This window comes from Acinetobacter sp. YH01020 (assembly GCF_013420275.1).
In the GTDB taxonomy this organism is placed as follows: Bacteria; Pseudomonadota; Gammaproteobacteria; order Pseudomonadales; family Moraxellaceae; genus Acinetobacter; species Acinetobacter amyesii.
In genome coordinates this window covers 1-16305 of sequence record NZ_VOYN01000044.1, presented here as the reverse complement: position 1 = coordinate 16305, position 16305 = coordinate 1, and the positions used below count along the sequence as shown (strand labels likewise).

General features: G+C 44.0%; 13 protein-coding genes. All 13 read left to right on the top strand.

Annotation, left to right across the window (positions count from 1 at the left end):
* Nucleotides 1–293: 293 nt before the first annotated feature.
* The 13 genes from FTT85_RS14320 (at nt 294) to FTT85_RS14260 (ending at nt 16168) form a co-directional block, all read left to right on the top strand.
* On the top strand, nt 294–1643 hold the full coding sequence (locus tag FTT85_RS14320) for an MFS transporter (RefSeq protein ID WP_180183828.1): 1350 nt from the start codon (nt 294–296) through the stop codon (nt 1641–1643).
* Between the two features lie 66 nt (nt 1644–1709).
* Entirely contained in the window at nt 1710–4256 is a 2547-nt protein-coding gene (gene nirB, locus FTT85_RS14315) for a nitrite reductase large subunit NirB (RefSeq protein WP_218955488.1), read from the top strand.
* A 113-nt stretch (nt 4257–4369) separates the two neighbouring features.
* Entirely contained in the window at nt 4370–5980 is a 1611-nt protein-coding gene (nirD, locus tag FTT85_RS14310) for a nitrite reductase small subunit NirD (protein ID WP_180183827.1), read from the top strand.
* Nucleotides 5981–6206: 226 nt separating this feature from the next.
* A complete protein-coding gene (locus tag FTT85_RS14305; protein ID WP_180183826.1) occupies nt 6207–8999 on the top strand; it encodes a nitrate reductase in 2793 nt (930 codons plus the stop codon).
* The gene (locus tag FTT85_RS14300; RefSeq protein WP_373687160.1) at nt 8999–9622 is read left to right on the top strand and encodes a molybdenum cofactor guanylyltransferase; all 624 of its coding nucleotides are present in this window, start codon (nt 8999–9001) and stop codon (nt 9620–9622) included. The genes FTT85_RS14305 and FTT85_RS14300 overlap by 1 nt, the downstream gene beginning before the upstream one ends.
* A 356-nt stretch (nt 9623–9978) precedes the next feature.
* Nucleotides 9979–11019, top strand: coding sequence for a GTP 3',8-cyclase MoaA (gene moaA, locus FTT85_RS14295; protein WP_180064074.1), 1041 nt, complete (start codon nt 9979–9981; stop codon nt 11017–11019).
* 2 nt (nt 11020–11021) lie between these two features.
* Entirely contained in the window at nt 11022–11273 is a 252-nt protein-coding gene (locus FTT85_RS14290; protein ID WP_180004419.1) for a MoaD/ThiS family protein, read from the top strand.
* 2 nt (nt 11274–11275) lie between these two features.
* Nucleotides 11276–11839, top strand: coding sequence for a molybdenum cofactor biosynthesis protein MoaE (locus FTT85_RS14285; RefSeq protein ID WP_180183825.1), 564 nt, complete (start codon nt 11276–11278; stop codon nt 11837–11839).
* 60 nt (nt 11840–11899) lie between these two features.
* Nucleotides 11900–12823: a bifunctional molybdenum cofactor biosynthesis protein MoaC/MoaB gene (gene moaCB / locus FTT85_RS14280; protein WP_180088301.1), complete on the top strand. Its 924-nt coding sequence runs from the start codon at nt 11900–11902 to the stop codon at nt 12821–12823.
* Nucleotides 12820–14070 carry a molybdopterin molybdotransferase MoeA gene (locus FTT85_RS14275; protein WP_180183824.1) on the top strand — a complete coding sequence of 417 codons (1251 nt, stop codon included), beginning with the start codon at nt 12820–12822 and terminating at the stop codon, nt 14068–14070. The genes moaCB and FTT85_RS14275 overlap by 4 nt, the downstream gene beginning before the upstream one ends.
* A gap of 9 nt (nt 14071–14079) precedes the next feature.
* Complete coding sequence (gene modA, locus FTT85_RS14270; protein WP_180135191.1) at nt 14080–14841, top strand: molybdate ABC transporter substrate-binding protein; 762 nt, start codon at nt 14080–14082, stop codon at nt 14839–14841.
* Nucleotides 14842–14844: 3 nt separating this feature from the next.
* On the top strand, nt 14845–15543 hold the full coding sequence (gene modB / locus FTT85_RS14265; RefSeq protein ID WP_180073825.1) for a molybdate ABC transporter permease subunit: 699 nt from the start codon (nt 14845–14847) through the stop codon (nt 15541–15543).
* Nucleotides 15530–16168: an ATP-binding cassette domain-containing protein gene (locus tag FTT85_RS14260; RefSeq protein WP_180009450.1), complete on the top strand. Its 639-nt coding sequence runs from the start codon at nt 15530–15532 to the stop codon at nt 16166–16168. Before modB ends, FTT85_RS14260 begins: the two co-directional genes overlap by 14 nt.
* Nucleotides 16169–16305 lie beyond the last annotated feature (137 nt).

Genomic DNA, 16305 nt, shown 5'->3' with positions numbered 1-16305 from the left:
TTGTGCAGGGCTGAACCACGTTTGAACATTCAGCCGCATCTCTATAGGCATATTGACTATCTATTTACCTTAATTCGCTTATTTTCGGATAGATCGGCGCTCAATGCTTAAATATAGAGATGAAATTTACGATTGAAATAAAAACTTGGCACGTATCGTGCTTAATACTTATTGAGTCAAAGAAGACTCTAAAAATTTGTTAGACGGCCAACGACGTCCGTTCTGATCGACTCTGTTATGTGTTAGCGACATAACCGAGTAATTCATGCGTTCAGTTCAGTCAGGAGAAGGTTATGTCTTCAAATTTAAATGCCAAAAAAGCCACAAAAATAAGTCTATTTAATTTTTCTTCAGCAGCAATGCGGGCCTTCCACATGAGTTGGCTCGCATTCTTTGTTTGCTTCTTTGCATGGTTTGCCTGTGCACCGTTGATGCCAGTGATTGCTGGCGAATTTCACCTCACGAAAGATCAAATTGCCAATATTAATATTGCCGCTGTTGCGATCACGATTTTAGTCCGTCTGATCGTTGGTCCTTTATGTGATAAATATGGCCCGCGTAAAACCTATACAGCTTTATTAGTCATCGGCAGTATTCCAGTCTTTGGGGTTGCATCTGCGAGCAGCTATGAATCCTTTCTTTTCTTCCGCTTGCTGATCGGCGCGATTGGCGCAAGCTTCGTCATCACTCAATACCATACAAGCATTATGTTTGCGCCTAATGTGGTGGGTACAGCCAATGCTGCAACAGCAGGCTGGGGCAATGCAGGCGGCGGTGCAACTCAAGCCCTTATGCCTTTACTGCTTGGCGCACTCGTTATGTTTGGTGTAGAGCAAGCGATGGGCTGGCGTATTGCGCTGATTGTACCCGGTGTGATGATGCTGATTGTTGGTGTGCTTTACTGGAAGTTCACACAAGACTGTCCGCAAGGCAACTTTAAAGAACTTCGTGAACAAGGCATCAGTGTTGGCAGTGACAAAAAAGGCGGCTTGGCAATTCTAATGCATGCAGCACGCAATTACCGTGTATGGATTCTATTTGGCGCTTACGCAGCTTGTTTCGGTATTGAAATCTTTATTCACAACATTGTAGCAATGTACTACGTCGACCATTTCAGCTTTGGATTAAAAGAGGCGGGTATGGCAGCAGGGATCTTCGGTCTATTGGCACTGTTTGCCCGCGCGCTCGGCGGCATTGTTTCGGACAAAGTCGCGACTAAAAAAGGCTTAGATGGCCGTACCAAAGTGTTATTTGCCATGATTCTGCTAGAAGGCTTATTCCTGATTGTCTTCTCACAAATGAATACTGCAGTGCTTGCAATCCTTGCAATGACAGTCTTTGCGCTCTTCACCCATATGGCGTGCGGCGCAACCTATGCCTTGGTGCCATTCATTGACCGTGATGCTTTAGGCGGCGTGGCAGGCATTATCGGCGCAGGCGGTAACGTAGGTGCAGTGGCTGCAGGTTTTTTGCTTAAAGGCATGCTGGATATACAAACCACGCTGATGGTGCTTGGCGGTTTGGTGGTGATTGCTGCAAGCTGTGTGCTGATGATCCGCTTCTCTGTAGAGCATAAAGAAAAAGAACAGCGCTTATTTGAACAAGCTGTGAATGAAAGAAATCTAGCTGAAGTTCAAAACTAATACAAATAGCAGCCTAAGCGTATAGAGGCTTAGGCTGTGCAAAAGAAAATATTGCGGAGAAAGAATATGAAAATCATCATGATTGGACATGGCATGGTTGGCCACAAGTTTATCGAATCTGTACTGGAACACGCAGGTGATGATGTTGAATTAACCATTTTAGCTGAAGAGCCGCGTCTAGCTTACGACCGTGTGCACTTAACTGAATACTTCAGCGGCAAGTCAGCGAAAGACTTAACCCTGTGCCGCAGCGACTTTGCTGATGCATACGGTATAGATTTACGCCTGAGCACCAAAGCAGTTGAAATTGATCAGTGCAATAAAACGGTCACGACCAATCACGGTGATATTCTTTCTTTTGACAAGCTGGTGCTCGCAACAGGTTCATATGCATTTGTGCCGCCAATTCCAGGAAATGAGCGTGAAAACTGCTTTGTGTACCGTACCATTGAAGACTTGGATGCCATCCGTGCCGCAAGCTTCAATGCTAAAACAGGTGTGGTGATCGGCGGCGGTTTATTGGGTTTAGAAGCAGCAAAAGCGCTGCGTGATTTAAACTTAGAAACCCATGTTGTTGAATTTGCACCACGCTTAATGGCAGTTCAGATTGATGATCTAGGCGGTAAAGTTTTACGCTCGAAAATTGAAAATCTAGGTGTTAAAGTCCATACGCAAAAAGCAACATCTTGCATTGAAGACGGTGCAAATGCGAAGCATGTAATGAAGTTTGGTGATGGTTCTGAACTGGAAACCGACATCATCTTATTCTCTGCAGGTATCCGCCCACGCGATGAATTAGCGCGCCAAAGTGGTTTAGCCATTGGTGAGCGTGGCGGTATTGTAATTAACGATTATTGCCAAACTTCAAACCCTGACATTTATGCAATTGGTGAATGTGCGCTTTGGCAAAATAAAATTTATGGCCTAGTTGCGCCGGGCTATGACATGGCACGTATTGCAGCAAAGCATGTGATGGAACAAAACTGCACGCTTTTCGCTGGTGCAGATATGAGCACCAAGCTGAAACTGATGGGAGTTGATGTTGCATCTGTAGGCGATGCGCATGCAATGACACCAAATTCTTTAAGCTATTTCTATGCAGATGAAGCAGCTCAGGTTTATAAAAAAATTGTCGTGAATGCAGAGAAAACTAAGCTGCTAGGTGCAGTATTGGTGGGCTGTGCTAAAGAATACAATGACCTGCTGCAAATGATGCTGAATGGCTTAGAAGTTCCAGAAAGCCCAGAAAGCCTAATCATGCCTGGCTATGCACAATCTGCAGGTAAATCGGGCGGCAGCGGTGTCGATCTGCTGCCAGACAGCGCAACGATTTGTTCATGTAACAACGTCTCTAAAGCAGATATTTGTTCAGCCATTGCTGACGGATCGACTTCTTTAGGCACATTGAAAAAATGTACTAAAGCTGCAACAGCTTGCGGCGGCTGTGCGCCATTAGTCACTCAAGTACTTAAATCGGAGCTTCAGCGTCAAGGTGTAACTGTAAATAACCATTTATGTGAACACTTTGCTTATTCACGCCAAGAGCTCTATCACTTGGTACGTGTGAACGAAATCAAAACCTTTGATGACCTGATTCAACAGCATGGCCATGGTTTAGGCTGTGATATCTGTAAACCGACGGCAGCCAATATCCTAGCGTCATGCTGGAATGAGTTTGTACTTAAACCAAGCCATGCGGGCTTGCAAGACAGTAATGACTACTACCTCGGCAATATTCAAAAAGACGGTTCATATTCAGTAGTACCTCGTATGGCTGGCGGTGAAGTTACTCCGGACGGATTAATTGCCGTGGGTCAAATTGCCAAAGAATATGGTCTATATACCAAACTTACAGGCGGTCAGCGTGTTGATATGTTTGGTGCACAAGTGCATCAACTGCCTGAAATCTGGGAAAAATTGATTGCTGCTGGTTTTGAGTCTGGCCATGCCTACGGCAAATCACTGCGTACGGTGAAATCTTGTGTCGGCAGTACTTGGTGCCGTTATGGCGTGGACGATTCAGTCGGCTTGGCGATTTATTTAGAGAACCGCTACAAAGGCCTTCGCTCACCGCACAAACTGAAAATGGCTGTGTCGGGCTGTACCCGTGAATGTGCTGAGGCGCAAAGTAAAGATGTGGGCGTGATTGCGACAGAAAAGGGCTGGAACCTTTATGTATGCGGCAATGGCGGTATGAAGCCACGTCACGCAGAGCTTTTGGCATCAGACTTAGATACACAAACATTGATCAAATACATTGACCGTTTCTTTATGTTCTACATTCAAACAGCAGACCGTTTGCAGCGTACTTCTGTATGGCGCGACAACATGGAAGGCGGTTTAGATTACCTGAAAGATGTCGTTGTGAATGATTCGCTTGGCGTAGCGTCTGAACTTGAACGCCGTATGAGCCATGTTGTGGGTACATATCAAGATGAATGGCGTACTGCTGTAGAAGATCCTGAAGTACGTAAACGCTTTGTGACTTTCGTGAATGCAAAAGCAGAACAGCAAAATGATCCGCATATTCAGTTTGCATCCGTTCGCGGTCAAATCAGACCCAAAACAGAAGCTGAACGCGATACGACACGCATTCCAGTGGTTGAAGCTTAAGAGAATAACGAATTTAAAACTTCTTTTATTTGATTTACATCCTTATTCGGTTTCTCGCTAAGGCGAAAATGAAAAGATAGTGATCTAAAAGAAGTTTAAAAAGGATCAAGAATATGACAATTTTAAAAGAAATAAATGATTTAGACTGGTTTGATGTTTGTGCATTAGATGATATTACGCCAAATACAGGTGTGGGCGCACTGATTGAAAATCAGCAAATTGCGATATTCCGTGTCGGTGAAGAAAAGCGGGTTTATGCGCTGAGCAATCAGGACCCATTTAGCCAAGCCTATGTTATGTCCCGCGGTATTATTGGTGACTTGCAGGGTGAGCGTGTTGTGGCATCACCCATTTATAAACAGCATTTCAGCCTTGCTACTGGACGCTGCTTAGAAGATAAAGACCAAAAACTCTTGGTTTTTCCAAGCAAAATTGAAAATGGCCGTGTGCTGATTAGTCCAACTGCTCAAAAAACCTATATTACCAATAACGCGCCATCGTCTGAGTTGATGAAACTGGTTTTGGTCGGCAATGGCTTAGCAGGTATGCGTTGCTTAGAAGATCTGCTGGATATGGCGCCAGAGCGTTATGAAATTACGGTCATTGGTGAAGAACCTTGGGGTAATTACAACCGAATTATGCTTTCACCTGTGCTTTCAGGTGATAAAACCATTGAAGATATCATGCTGCATTCACATGCTTGGTATAAAGACAAAAATATCCGTTTTGTAGCAGGTGATGCGGCGGTACGCATAGACCGTCCGCGCAAGCAGGTATACACAGAAAAAGGCTTGGTCATCGATTATGACCGTCTGATTTTAGCAACAGGTTCTAAGCCATTTATTCCGCCTATACCGGGAACTGACTTAAAAGGTGTTCTCAGCTTCCGTGATATTTATGATGTAAACCGCATGCTGGATTACTGTAAATCTAAGCAAAATGCAGTGGTGATTGGCGGCGGTTTACTTGGCCTAGAGGCTGCGTATGGCCTGAAACAGCGTGGCATGAATGTTACCGTACTGCATTTGATGGACCGTATTATGGACCGTCAGCTAGATGAAAAAGCCAGCCTGATGCTGAAATCAGCGATTGAGCAAAAAGGCATTCGTATTTTGACTGCAGCGAATACCCAAGAGTTGATTGGGCAAGATGGTCATGTGACACAATTACGTTTGCAGGATGGCACGGTATTAGCTGCAGATCTTGTCGTGTTTGCAGTCGGTATTCGCCCAAATATTGCATTGGCACAAAGTGCAGGACTGCGCTGCGGCCGCGGTGTGATGGTGAATGACACCATGCAAACCTTTGACCCGAGTATTTATGCGGTGGGTGAATGCATAGAACACCGCAGCCAAACTTTCGGTTTAGTTGAACCGCTTTGGGGACAGGCATTCATTTGTGCATCGCATCTGGCCGAACATGGCAGTTTAACCTTCAAAGCGCCCACGGTTCCGACGCAGTTAAAAGTCAGCGGCTGTGATGTATTTTCAGCTGGCAACTTTGAACCGCAGGATGATTTTGAAGACATCATTTTGAATGATGAAAAACGTCAGATTTATAAACGCATTATTATTCAAAAAGATAGAGTGATTGGCGCTGTGCTGTTTGGCGATACTGAAGACGGTGCATGGTATGCAGAATTGATTTCAGATCAAACTCCAATTTTAAGCATCCGAAACAAATTGCTGTTTGGTAAGGATTTTGCATTAAAGAAAGCAGGGTAATGCGTCTTTAATTTTGAAAGTCCCTTCTCCCACTGGGAGAAGGTTAGGATGAGGGTGCTTATCATATAAATCCTCTCCCACTTGCGGAACTATGTTCCTCATCCTTTAAAAGGAGAGGGAACTTCCTATATGAATTAAGTGTTGATTAAAAATCTACTTATGCAAGTAGTCTAATATTAAAAATTATTGCAATACCTCGTTAGAATTGGAAAAGGAGCCAGCAGAAGTGAATAGCATCCCAATAGTGGAACTGCATAGCTCCACAGAAAATAAAATTAAAACAACGCAAACCACTTGTCCATACTGCGGTGTCGGTTGCGGCGTGAGCGCAACAGTTGAACAGACAGCTTTAGGGCAAAAAGTGAGCGTAACTGGCGATGCGAACCATCCATCAAACTATGGCAAGCTGTGCATTAAAGGCAGTAACTTAGCCGATACGATGGGATTAGAAACACGTGTTTTACAACCGATGCTTGGGCGTCAAACATCACCATTTCATACTCGTCAGGCTACAGATTGGAACACAGCAACAGCACTGATTGCCGAAAAATTTCAGCAATGTATAGATCTTTACGGACGTGAAAGCATCGCTTTTTATGTGTCGGGCCAACTGCTGACGGAGGATTACTATGCAGTTAACAAATTTGTCAAAGGCTATTTAGGTACGGCAAATATTGACACCAATTCACGGCTTTGCATGTCATCGGCTGTGGCGGCACATAAGCGTGCATTTGGTGAAGACCTTGTACCAGCTAGCTATGAAGACTTTGAACATACAGATATGGTGGTGTTGGTCGGTTCAAATACGGCGTGGTGCCATCCAGTGCTGTATCAGCGCATAATGAAAGCCAAAGAAGAACGTGATTTATTTGTTGTCGTGATAGATCCGCGTTTTACCAGTACATGTGAAGCTGCAGATTTGCACTTGCCAATTTTACCTGGCCAAGACGTTGCATTGTTTAACGGCTTACTTCAGTACTTAGTTAAAAATAATTATAGCGATCTTGAATTTATAGCGAGTCATACACAAGGTTTAGCTCAGGCTTTGCAACAAAGTGAATCAGAAGCATCTATTGAAGCTGTTGCAGAACGCACAGGTATTTCATTAGAAAAATTAAATATTTTCTTTGAAAAATTTGCCAAAACAGAAAAGGTCATGAGCCTATTTTCTATGGGCGTCAATCAGTCTTCACGTGGTGTGGACAAAGCCAATAGCATTATCAATTGTCATTTGCTGACTGGAAAAATTGGCAAATTAGGCGCAGCGCCATTTTCCATGACAGGACAGCCGAACGCGATGGGTGGCCGTGAAGTTGGTGGCTTAGCCAATATGCTGGCGGCACATTTAGACCTCGATAACAGAGCGCATCAGGCATTAGTACAAGAGTTTTGGCAAAGTCCTCATATTGCCAACAAGGCTGGGTTAAAAGCAGTCGATTTATTTCAAGCTGTCGAAAGCGGAAAAATTAAAGCCATTTGGATTGTGGCGACAAATCCTGTCGTTAGCTTGCCAGATGCGGATCAAGTCAAACGTGCACTTGAACAATGTGAGTTTGTAGTGGTGTCAGATATCTGCAAGGACACTGACACAACGGTATATGCAGATGTGCTTTTACCAGCTTTAGGCTGGGGTGAAAAAGACGGAACCGTTACCAACTCTGAACGCCGTATTTCACGTCAAACTGCATTTTTAGATGCGCCGGGTGAAGCTAAAGCAGACTGGTGGGCGATAGCGCAAATTGCGAAAAAAATGGGGTTTTCAGGTTTTGACTTTAAAAATAGTCATGAGATATTTATAGAACATGCAAAATTATCTGCGTATAAAAATGTACCCTTAGCGCAAAGAGCTTCGGCAGAGCATTTTCGTTATTTTAATCTTCAAGGCCTAACTGAATTAAGTTTAGAAGATTATAACCAATTTGCGCCAACCCAATGGCCTGTATGGCAAGCTGATCAAGCCGATGATGCTGTTAGCCGTTTGTTTGCCCAAGGCCAATTCAGCCATGCGGATGCCAAAGCTAAATTTGTGGCGACAGCCGCAATTAACCCTGTGCATCAGGTCTGTGGCGAATATCCTTTAATTTTAAACACAGGCCGTATTCGTGACCAATGGCATACTATGAGCCGTACAGGTTTGTCGGCAAACTTAAGTACGCATCGTGCAGAGCCGTATTGTGAAATTCATCCGCAAGATGCCTTGAAGTTTGGTGTCAAAGATGGCGAATTGGTTGAAGTTAAATCCAATTGGGGACTGTGCATCTTACGTGCACAAGTCAGCAGCAATATACGCCGTGGACAAGTTTTTGCGCCAATTCATTGGAATGATCAGGTAGCGTCCGATGCGAGAATTGGTAAAGTGGTTAACCCTGTGGTTGATGCGCTTTCAGGCGAGCCTGAATTTAAACATACACCTGTATTTGTACAGCCGTTTTATACACAGTGGCAAGGTGTACTGTATGTACGTGACGGCTTTGAGCAAATGGTGCAAAACACCATTCAAAACACGGTGTGGTGGACCAAAATTAAAACAGCGAAAGCGACGCGTTTTGAGTTGGCCGATCGTAAAAAATTTAGAAACACGGTTCAGCAGCTGAAAACATTACTGCCATTTACCGATGAAAGCTTTGAATGGCTGAATTTGGAAGATCAAACTGCCGATTTGAGTCATACCGTGGTGCTGCAAGATGGGCATTTAATTGCCAGTCTATATATTGCGCAACGCTCTATGCTGCCAGACCGTGATTGGATTGCTGGCATGTTTAAGCGTGAACGACTCAGCGCAATGCACCGCAAAGCGCTGCTTGCAGGTCAGCCGATGAACATGACCAACAGTGCAGGTCCGCTGGTGTGCAGCTGCTTTAAAGTCGGTAAAAATACCATTATCGAAACCATTAAAGAAAAGAATATTAGCCATGAAAAACAAGTTACTGCATGTTTAAAGGCCGGCGGCAATTGCGGTTCGTGCTTATCAGAAATTCGAGGCTTAATTAAAGCCTGTCAGACGGAGTACGCAGAATGATGAAGAAAATCACCAAATCAGTAGGCTATCCAGAAACAGACTTGGTTATTTTGGCGGGCGGTCAGGCCCGCAGAATGAACGGCATGAATAAAGTGCTGCAAAAATTTGATAATGAAATTCAGCTGATTAAGATCCATCAGCAGTTGAAATCACGGGCTGAAAATGTCTGGATTAACAGCCATCGCGATCATTCGATTTATAAACGGCTCATTCCCTCGATCCGCTTTTATCAAGATGATGAAGCCGGATTTTTAGGGCCATTGATGGGGATGAAAAGCGCGTGGTCACATGTTGAGTCTGATTATGTTTTGTTTGTCCCGTGCGATGTGACCTATATCCCGAAGAAAGTGCTTTCGAGATTGCATCAGGCCATGCAGCGGGATCCCTTGTGTGAAGTAGCTGTAGTGGAAATTAATGGCAAAGCGCTGTATCCATTTTGTTTGCTGAAACGAAGCAGTCTCACAATGCTGCAGGTGTATCTTGATCAAAAACAGCGCAGTTTAAAGGGGTGTTTTAGTAAAATGCACATGCAAGTTGCACGTTTTCAAAATAATGCACTCTTTTTTCACAGCATTAACTCTCTAGATGAGCTGCAGCAGCACCGTCAGCTGAATTTTCTCTAAAAGCTGTACCTTTTGCGGAGCTTTCATTTCAAATAATGAGCCTAATGTGCTGTTTTTGAACCCAGAGAGAAAATCTACAGCCAATATGAAGCTTTTGAGCATGATATCTAGAGATAAAACAGACTGCTTTTATACCTTAGATAATGGGCTTAACGGCAATTTATATTTTTAATTGCTATTAGTTATTTATAAGTTATTGATTTTGTGTGTCAAAAAAACAAACCAAATCCTCTGAAATAAATATTCAAAAAAGCGCAAAGTTGGAACACTTATTGCAATTTTTACTGCAAGAAAAGAGGGCGCAAAATTTGTACTGAGCTAAGACAGGGCAAATGACAGCACCATGGAAGATAAACATGAACAGCATGACACAATTACAGCCAGCGACCATTTTTAAGGATCAGTTTGGCCGTGAAAAACGCAAATTGCGCATTTCAGTGACAGACCGCTGTAATTTTAAATGTGTCTATTGTATGCCTGAACATCCTGAATGGATGAAAAAACATAATCTTCTTAGTTTTGAATCACTTTACAATTTTTGTGAGTTTATGGTGCTGCGCGGGATTGATCAGATCCGGATCACGGGCGGCGAACCTCTCATACGTCAAGGCGTTGTGCATTTTATTGAACAGCTGCAACAGCTGAGAAAGCTAGGCCTTAAACGTATATCCATGACCACCAATGGACATTATCTGAAACAATATGCACAGGCCCTAAAACAAGCTGGCTTAGATGGCATAAATATCAGTTTAGACAGTTTGGATGAAGCGCAATTTTTTCAGCTGACGCAAAAACAATTACAGCCAGTATTAGAAGGGATTGAAGCGGCTAAGCAAGCGGGCTTTGACATTAAGATTAATACAGTTTTGATTAGAGGTCTGAATGATCAGCAAATTATTCCTTTAACTTATTGGGCACAGCAGCAGCGTTTTGAGCTGCGCTTCATTGAGTTCATGCCTTTAGACGGTGATCAAAACTGGACTAAAGATTCCGTTGTCACTGAACAAGAAATATTAACGACATTGAAAACCGTTTTTGAGGTGAACATCTTGTGTGGGCAAGGTGCATCGCCAGCCCGCAGCTATGAAGTAAACGGTTTACCGATTGGGATTATCTCAACCATCAGTAATTCATTTTGCGGTAGCTGTGACCGTTTAAGACTGAATGCTCAAGGTGAGTTTTTTAACTGTTTATTTGCAAAAAAAGGCTTAGACCTGAGCAAGGACATACGCTCACTTAAAAGCACACTGGCTGAAAATGAAAATCCGCTGGATACGTTGAACATGCAAAACAAACTTGGCAGCTATATTTGGCAAAAAGAACAGGGCTTTCACACGATTACAGCGTCTAGTACTAGCAATACCAGAAAAATCAGCATGCATATGATTGGAGGTTAATGATGACTCAAATCACCATCAAAATTGAATCTTTTGGCGCTATTGAGCGTCTATTGCCAGCGCATTTGAGTCTGACTTGCTTGGCACAGCAGTCAATTGCAGAGGTTTTGCAGCAAGTTGCAAATCAATTTCCAGAATCATTCAGCATGCTTGAGCGCTGCGCCTGTGCCATTGGGGAAGACATTGTGCCAAGACAAACCGCATTGATGCAGGACAGTACCGTTGTGCTGCTGTCACCTGTGGCGGGAGGCTGAATATGGAGCTCAAGCATATTTCACGCATACAAGATACAGTATTCAGCCAAGATGATTTTGACAGCATTGAGGCATTTCCTGAATGCGGCGGTATAGGTGTATTTATTGGCGCGGTTCGTAATCACCATGAAGGCAAAGCGGTAAAAGCCCTGAAATATACAGCTTATGCGCCTGTGGCTGAGAAAATGATCCGACAAATTGAACAGGAAATTCAAGCCAAATACGACGTGTCATATGTACGGGTTGTGCATCGTATTGGCAGTTTAGATATTGGTGATACTGCAATTATTGCTATGGCTTATGCACCGCACCGCCGTGAAGCTTTTGCAGCCTGCGAAGAAGCGGTTGAACGTGTAAAGCATGAAGTGCCTGTTTGGAAAGAAGAGTTTTATATGGATGGCAGCAGTCAATATGTAGAGGGCTGCTGTATTCGTAAGGATCACGCGCCTGAAGTGGCAGATCACGAAACGAAGCATGCTCATGTTCATAGCGAGTCATGCGAACATTCACATCAAAATAGCCAGACCATGCATTTGAACGCCAATATTTACCAATGGCATTTATAAAACCCAAAATTCAATATTTTCAATATTACAGCTGAAAATGAACAAAATAAGGATAAAGCAATGAAAAATGTGGGCATGAAAGCGGAAAGTTACCGTACAGCCATTGCAACTGGAATACTGCATGCACCGCCACATTGCATTGAACTGCTGCGTAATGGCAATACAGAAAAAGGCGATGCGCTGAAAACCGCACGGATTGCAGGTATATTGGGCGCAAAACGCACGGATGAACTCATTCCGCTGTGTCATCCGCTGCCGATCTACCGTGCAGATGTCGAATATGAATTATTTGAGGCGCATGTCGAAATCAGTGCTGTGGTCGAAACCATTGGCCCAACGGGTGTGGAAATGGAAGCATTAACTGCGGTCAGTCTTGCCGGTTTAACGCTGTATGATATGCTGAAACCGCACTGTGAGCCTGAAGATTTATGCCTAGATCAGGTGAAACTGCAAAAGAAAAAAGGCGGTAAATCACATTTTACCCGTGTATTGAAAGAAAGCTTATCGGCGTCGATTATTGTGCTTTCAGATACGGTTGCTGCCGGTAAAAAATCAGATACTGCAGGGCAAAATGTCCTCGAAATTTTAGAAGAAGCAAACTTCAGCAACATCAGCTATCAAGTGATACCGGACAGTCCTGAACAGCTTTTGGCTCTTATTGAACAGCATAAGACGCAATATCCGCTGATTTTGACCGTGGGCGGTACAGGTCTAGGCCAGAAAGATTTAACCGTTGAAACCATTCAGCCGCTGTTAAAACGGGAAATTCCAGGGCTGATGGAAGCATCCCGCAGTTTTGGGCAGAAACGCACCCCTTATGCGGCCCTCAGCCGCGGTGTTGCCGGCTATATTGATGACAGTTTAGTCATTACACTGCCGGGCAGCAGACAAGGCGCAAAAGAATCATTGATTGCCATTTTACCTTCCTTGGTGCATCTATTTGATGTGCAGAAGAATATTCCGCATGCAGGAGGCTACCAATGAACCAAGCCGTATTGCACGCAGGCTGCGGGGCTGAGGCTGGACTGATTTCAGTGGACGAAGCGCTTACGCTGATTCAGACACATACGCAAAGTTTAGCGCATGAAACTTTGGCGCTTCAGCACGCTTTAGGCCGTTATTTGGCGGCAGATGTGCATTCACCAATTCAGCTGCCTTTATTTGCGCAAAGCGCAGTGGATGGCTATGCCATTTGCGCAGCGGGTGAAATTAAACCCGGCGCGCAATTTAAGCTGATTGGAGAAATCCGCGCAGGGCAAACGGCTGAAATAAGCTTAAAAGCAGGGCAAGCTGTCCGCATATTTACCGGCGCGCCGATACCTGAAGGCACGGCAACTGTAGCGCGGCAAGAAATTGTAAAGGCGGATAGACAGCAGATTGAACTGACTGCAGCCTTAAGCCCGCATGCAGATATTCGAGATGCAGGTGAGGAAATTTCAATAGGCCAAATGTTGGCAAGCAAAGGCCAAAAACTGTCCGTGGGAGCAATTGCAGCACTGAGTATGGCAGGCATAGCAGATTGTGAGGTCTATGCTTACCCCAAGGTTGCAGTTGTAATTACAGGTGATGAAGTCGCAGAAAATATCGAGGACTATAGCGCGGGTAAGATTTTTGATGCCAATGCGCCACTGATTTCAGCATGGTTCCAGTCGCAGCACGTCCAAGTTGAAGTGATTCATATTGCAGATGAAAAACAGGCGGTTTTAGATTTATTCAACCGTTTAAAAGACAGCTTTGATTTAATTTTAACGACTGGCGGCGTATCTGTCGGTGATTATGATTTTGTTCGGCCGGCAGCCTTGGACATCGGTTTTCAGCAAATTTTCTGGAAAGTGAAACAAAAACCCGGCAAACCGATGCTGTTTGCACAATACTTACGTCCTGACAGCAGTTCCTGTTATTTACTCGGACTGCCGGGCAACCCCGCTGCAGTCTATGTCGGCATGCAAATTTATACAGATAGATTATTGAAAGCCCTACAAGGTCAAACACCTGCGCTGGACTGGTTCAGCGCAGTCATGACACATGACCTAAAAGCAGATGCACGTGAGCGGTTTTTAAGAATGTCGGCGCACTTTGATAAGCAAGGCAAGCTTCAACTAACCAGCCTGTCTAAACAGCAGTCGCATATGTTGAGCAATTTAATGCAAGCCAATTGCATTGTTCGGATTCCTGCAGGGCAGTCTGTGCAAGCAGGACAAATTCTTCAAGGCGTATTTATTCAGCATTAGGAGTTTGCTATGCGATTCAAATTTATTTTAGCAGTAGGACTGAGCTTCATTGCTGGCGCATCTCAGGCGGAAATAGTCAAAATTTATGCTGCAGCCAGTTTAAGCAATGCTATCAGCGATATTGCAAAGCAATATCAGGCACAGAATCCAGACATCAAAATTGTACCGGTATTTGGCGCGTCATCTGCTTTAGCCAAACAGATTGAAGCCGGTGCGCCAAGTGATTTGTATTTTTCAGCAGATGTGGACTGGATGAATTATTTGGTGCAAAAACAGAAAATACCTGCAAAGCAAGTATTCAACATGCTAAGCAATGATTTGGTGCTGATTACGCCTAAAGCGGTGAATATGCAATTTAAAGCCGTGCCGCAGTTTAATTTTGCCAAGGCATTCAAAGGTCACTTATGTACAGGGCAAATGGAGTCTGTACCTGCTGGAAAATATGCCAAACAAAGCCTAACCAAGTTGGGCTGGCTATCAAGTTTGAATGGAAGGATTGTCGGGACAGATGATGTACGATCGGCTTTGGCTTTTGTCGAACGAGGTGAGTGCCAAGCGGGGATTGTTTATCGTACCGATGCGATGATCAGTTCTAAAGTTAAAATAGCCGGGATTTTTCCAAACCATACCCATCAACCGATCATTTATCCATTGGCTTTAACACATCAAGGCGCAGCTAAACCTGAGGCCGTGAAGTTTTACCGTTATCTTAAAGACCATGCGCAAAGCAAAATGCTGTTTAAGAATTATGGCTTTGGTGTGAAGGGCTAAAGCATGCTAAGCCCTGAAGAGTGGAGCGCCTTGTATCTGTCGGCTAAGGTTGCCATTTGCGCCACTGTATTTTGCTTACCATTTGCTATAGGGCTGGCATGGGTTTTGGCGCGCTATGAGTTTCATTTAAAATTTTTGGTCGAAGCACTTTTACAAATGCCAATGGTGCTGCCGCCGGTGGTTCTAGGATATTTGCTATTGGTGCTGTTTGGTTCAAATGGCTGGATCGGCAAGATGCTAATTGAATGGGGAATTCAGCTGGTTTTTAATTGGAAAGGCGCCGTTTTAGCATCGATGATTGTGTCATTTCCGCTGATTGTGCAGCCGATCCGTTTGTCTTTTCAAATGATCAATCAACAGCTTGAGCAGGTTGCAGGCTCACTAGGCGCACATCCTTTACGGGTATTTGTCTCAATCAGCCTGCCGCTGGCATTGCCGGGCATTTTAATCGGGAGCATTTTAGGATTTAGCCGAAGTTTAGGCGAATTTGGCGCAACCATTACCTTTGTGGGTAATATTCCTGATGAAACCCGAACCATTCCAATTGCTATCTATTCGCTGATACAGCAGCCCAATGGCGAAGAATCCGCAATGCGTTTAGTGATCCTTTCACTGCTGGCGGCTTTTGGCGCATTGATTGCCAATTATTATATTTTACAGCGCTATCAGCGAAAACTCGGAGCCGGCCATGCTTCAGTGTGATTTTCAGTTTCAATATGCAGATTTTCAATTGCAGGCTCGGCTGCAGATGCAAGAACAGCTGCTTGGCATTATGGGGCCATCAGGCAGCGGCAAGTCTACGCTGCTGAAAAATTTGGTTGGTTTGCTGCAGCCGCAGCAAGGTTATATATCGCTGAATCAGCGTGATGTGTTCGATACGGCGCAGAAGATTAACGTGCCGATGCATCAACGCAGTATTGCGCTGATTTTTCAAAAAGCATGGATTTTTCCGCATATGAATGTGCAGCAAAATCTGCAATATGCGGAGAACTTAGGCGCTCAGGAAAATGCGAAATTTAAATTTGAGCAAGTGACTAATCTGCTTGAGTTACAGCCACTGCTCAAACGGCGGGCGCATGAACTTTCTGGCGGTGAGGCGCAGCGCGTTTCCATAGGACGCGCATTGCTGTCACAGCCTGACTTACTGCTGTTAGATGAACCGCTGACAGGACTGGACCGCAGGCTGAAAGATCAAATATTGCCATTTTTAAACACGGTGAAAGAACAGTTGGCGCTGCCGATGATATATGTTACGCATCATGGCGATGAGTTAGATTATTTAAAAGCCCATATTTTGTATCTAGAAAATGGTCAAATAAGTTTTTAAATAAATATAAATTAGACTTCCGTCATAAATCAAAAAACGTACAATTTATTTGATCTTAAATTAATCAGCAAAATTATTTAATTCGAGGGATAATCCTTGGATGAAATTCAAAGATATTCAAAAATTATCAGACGTTA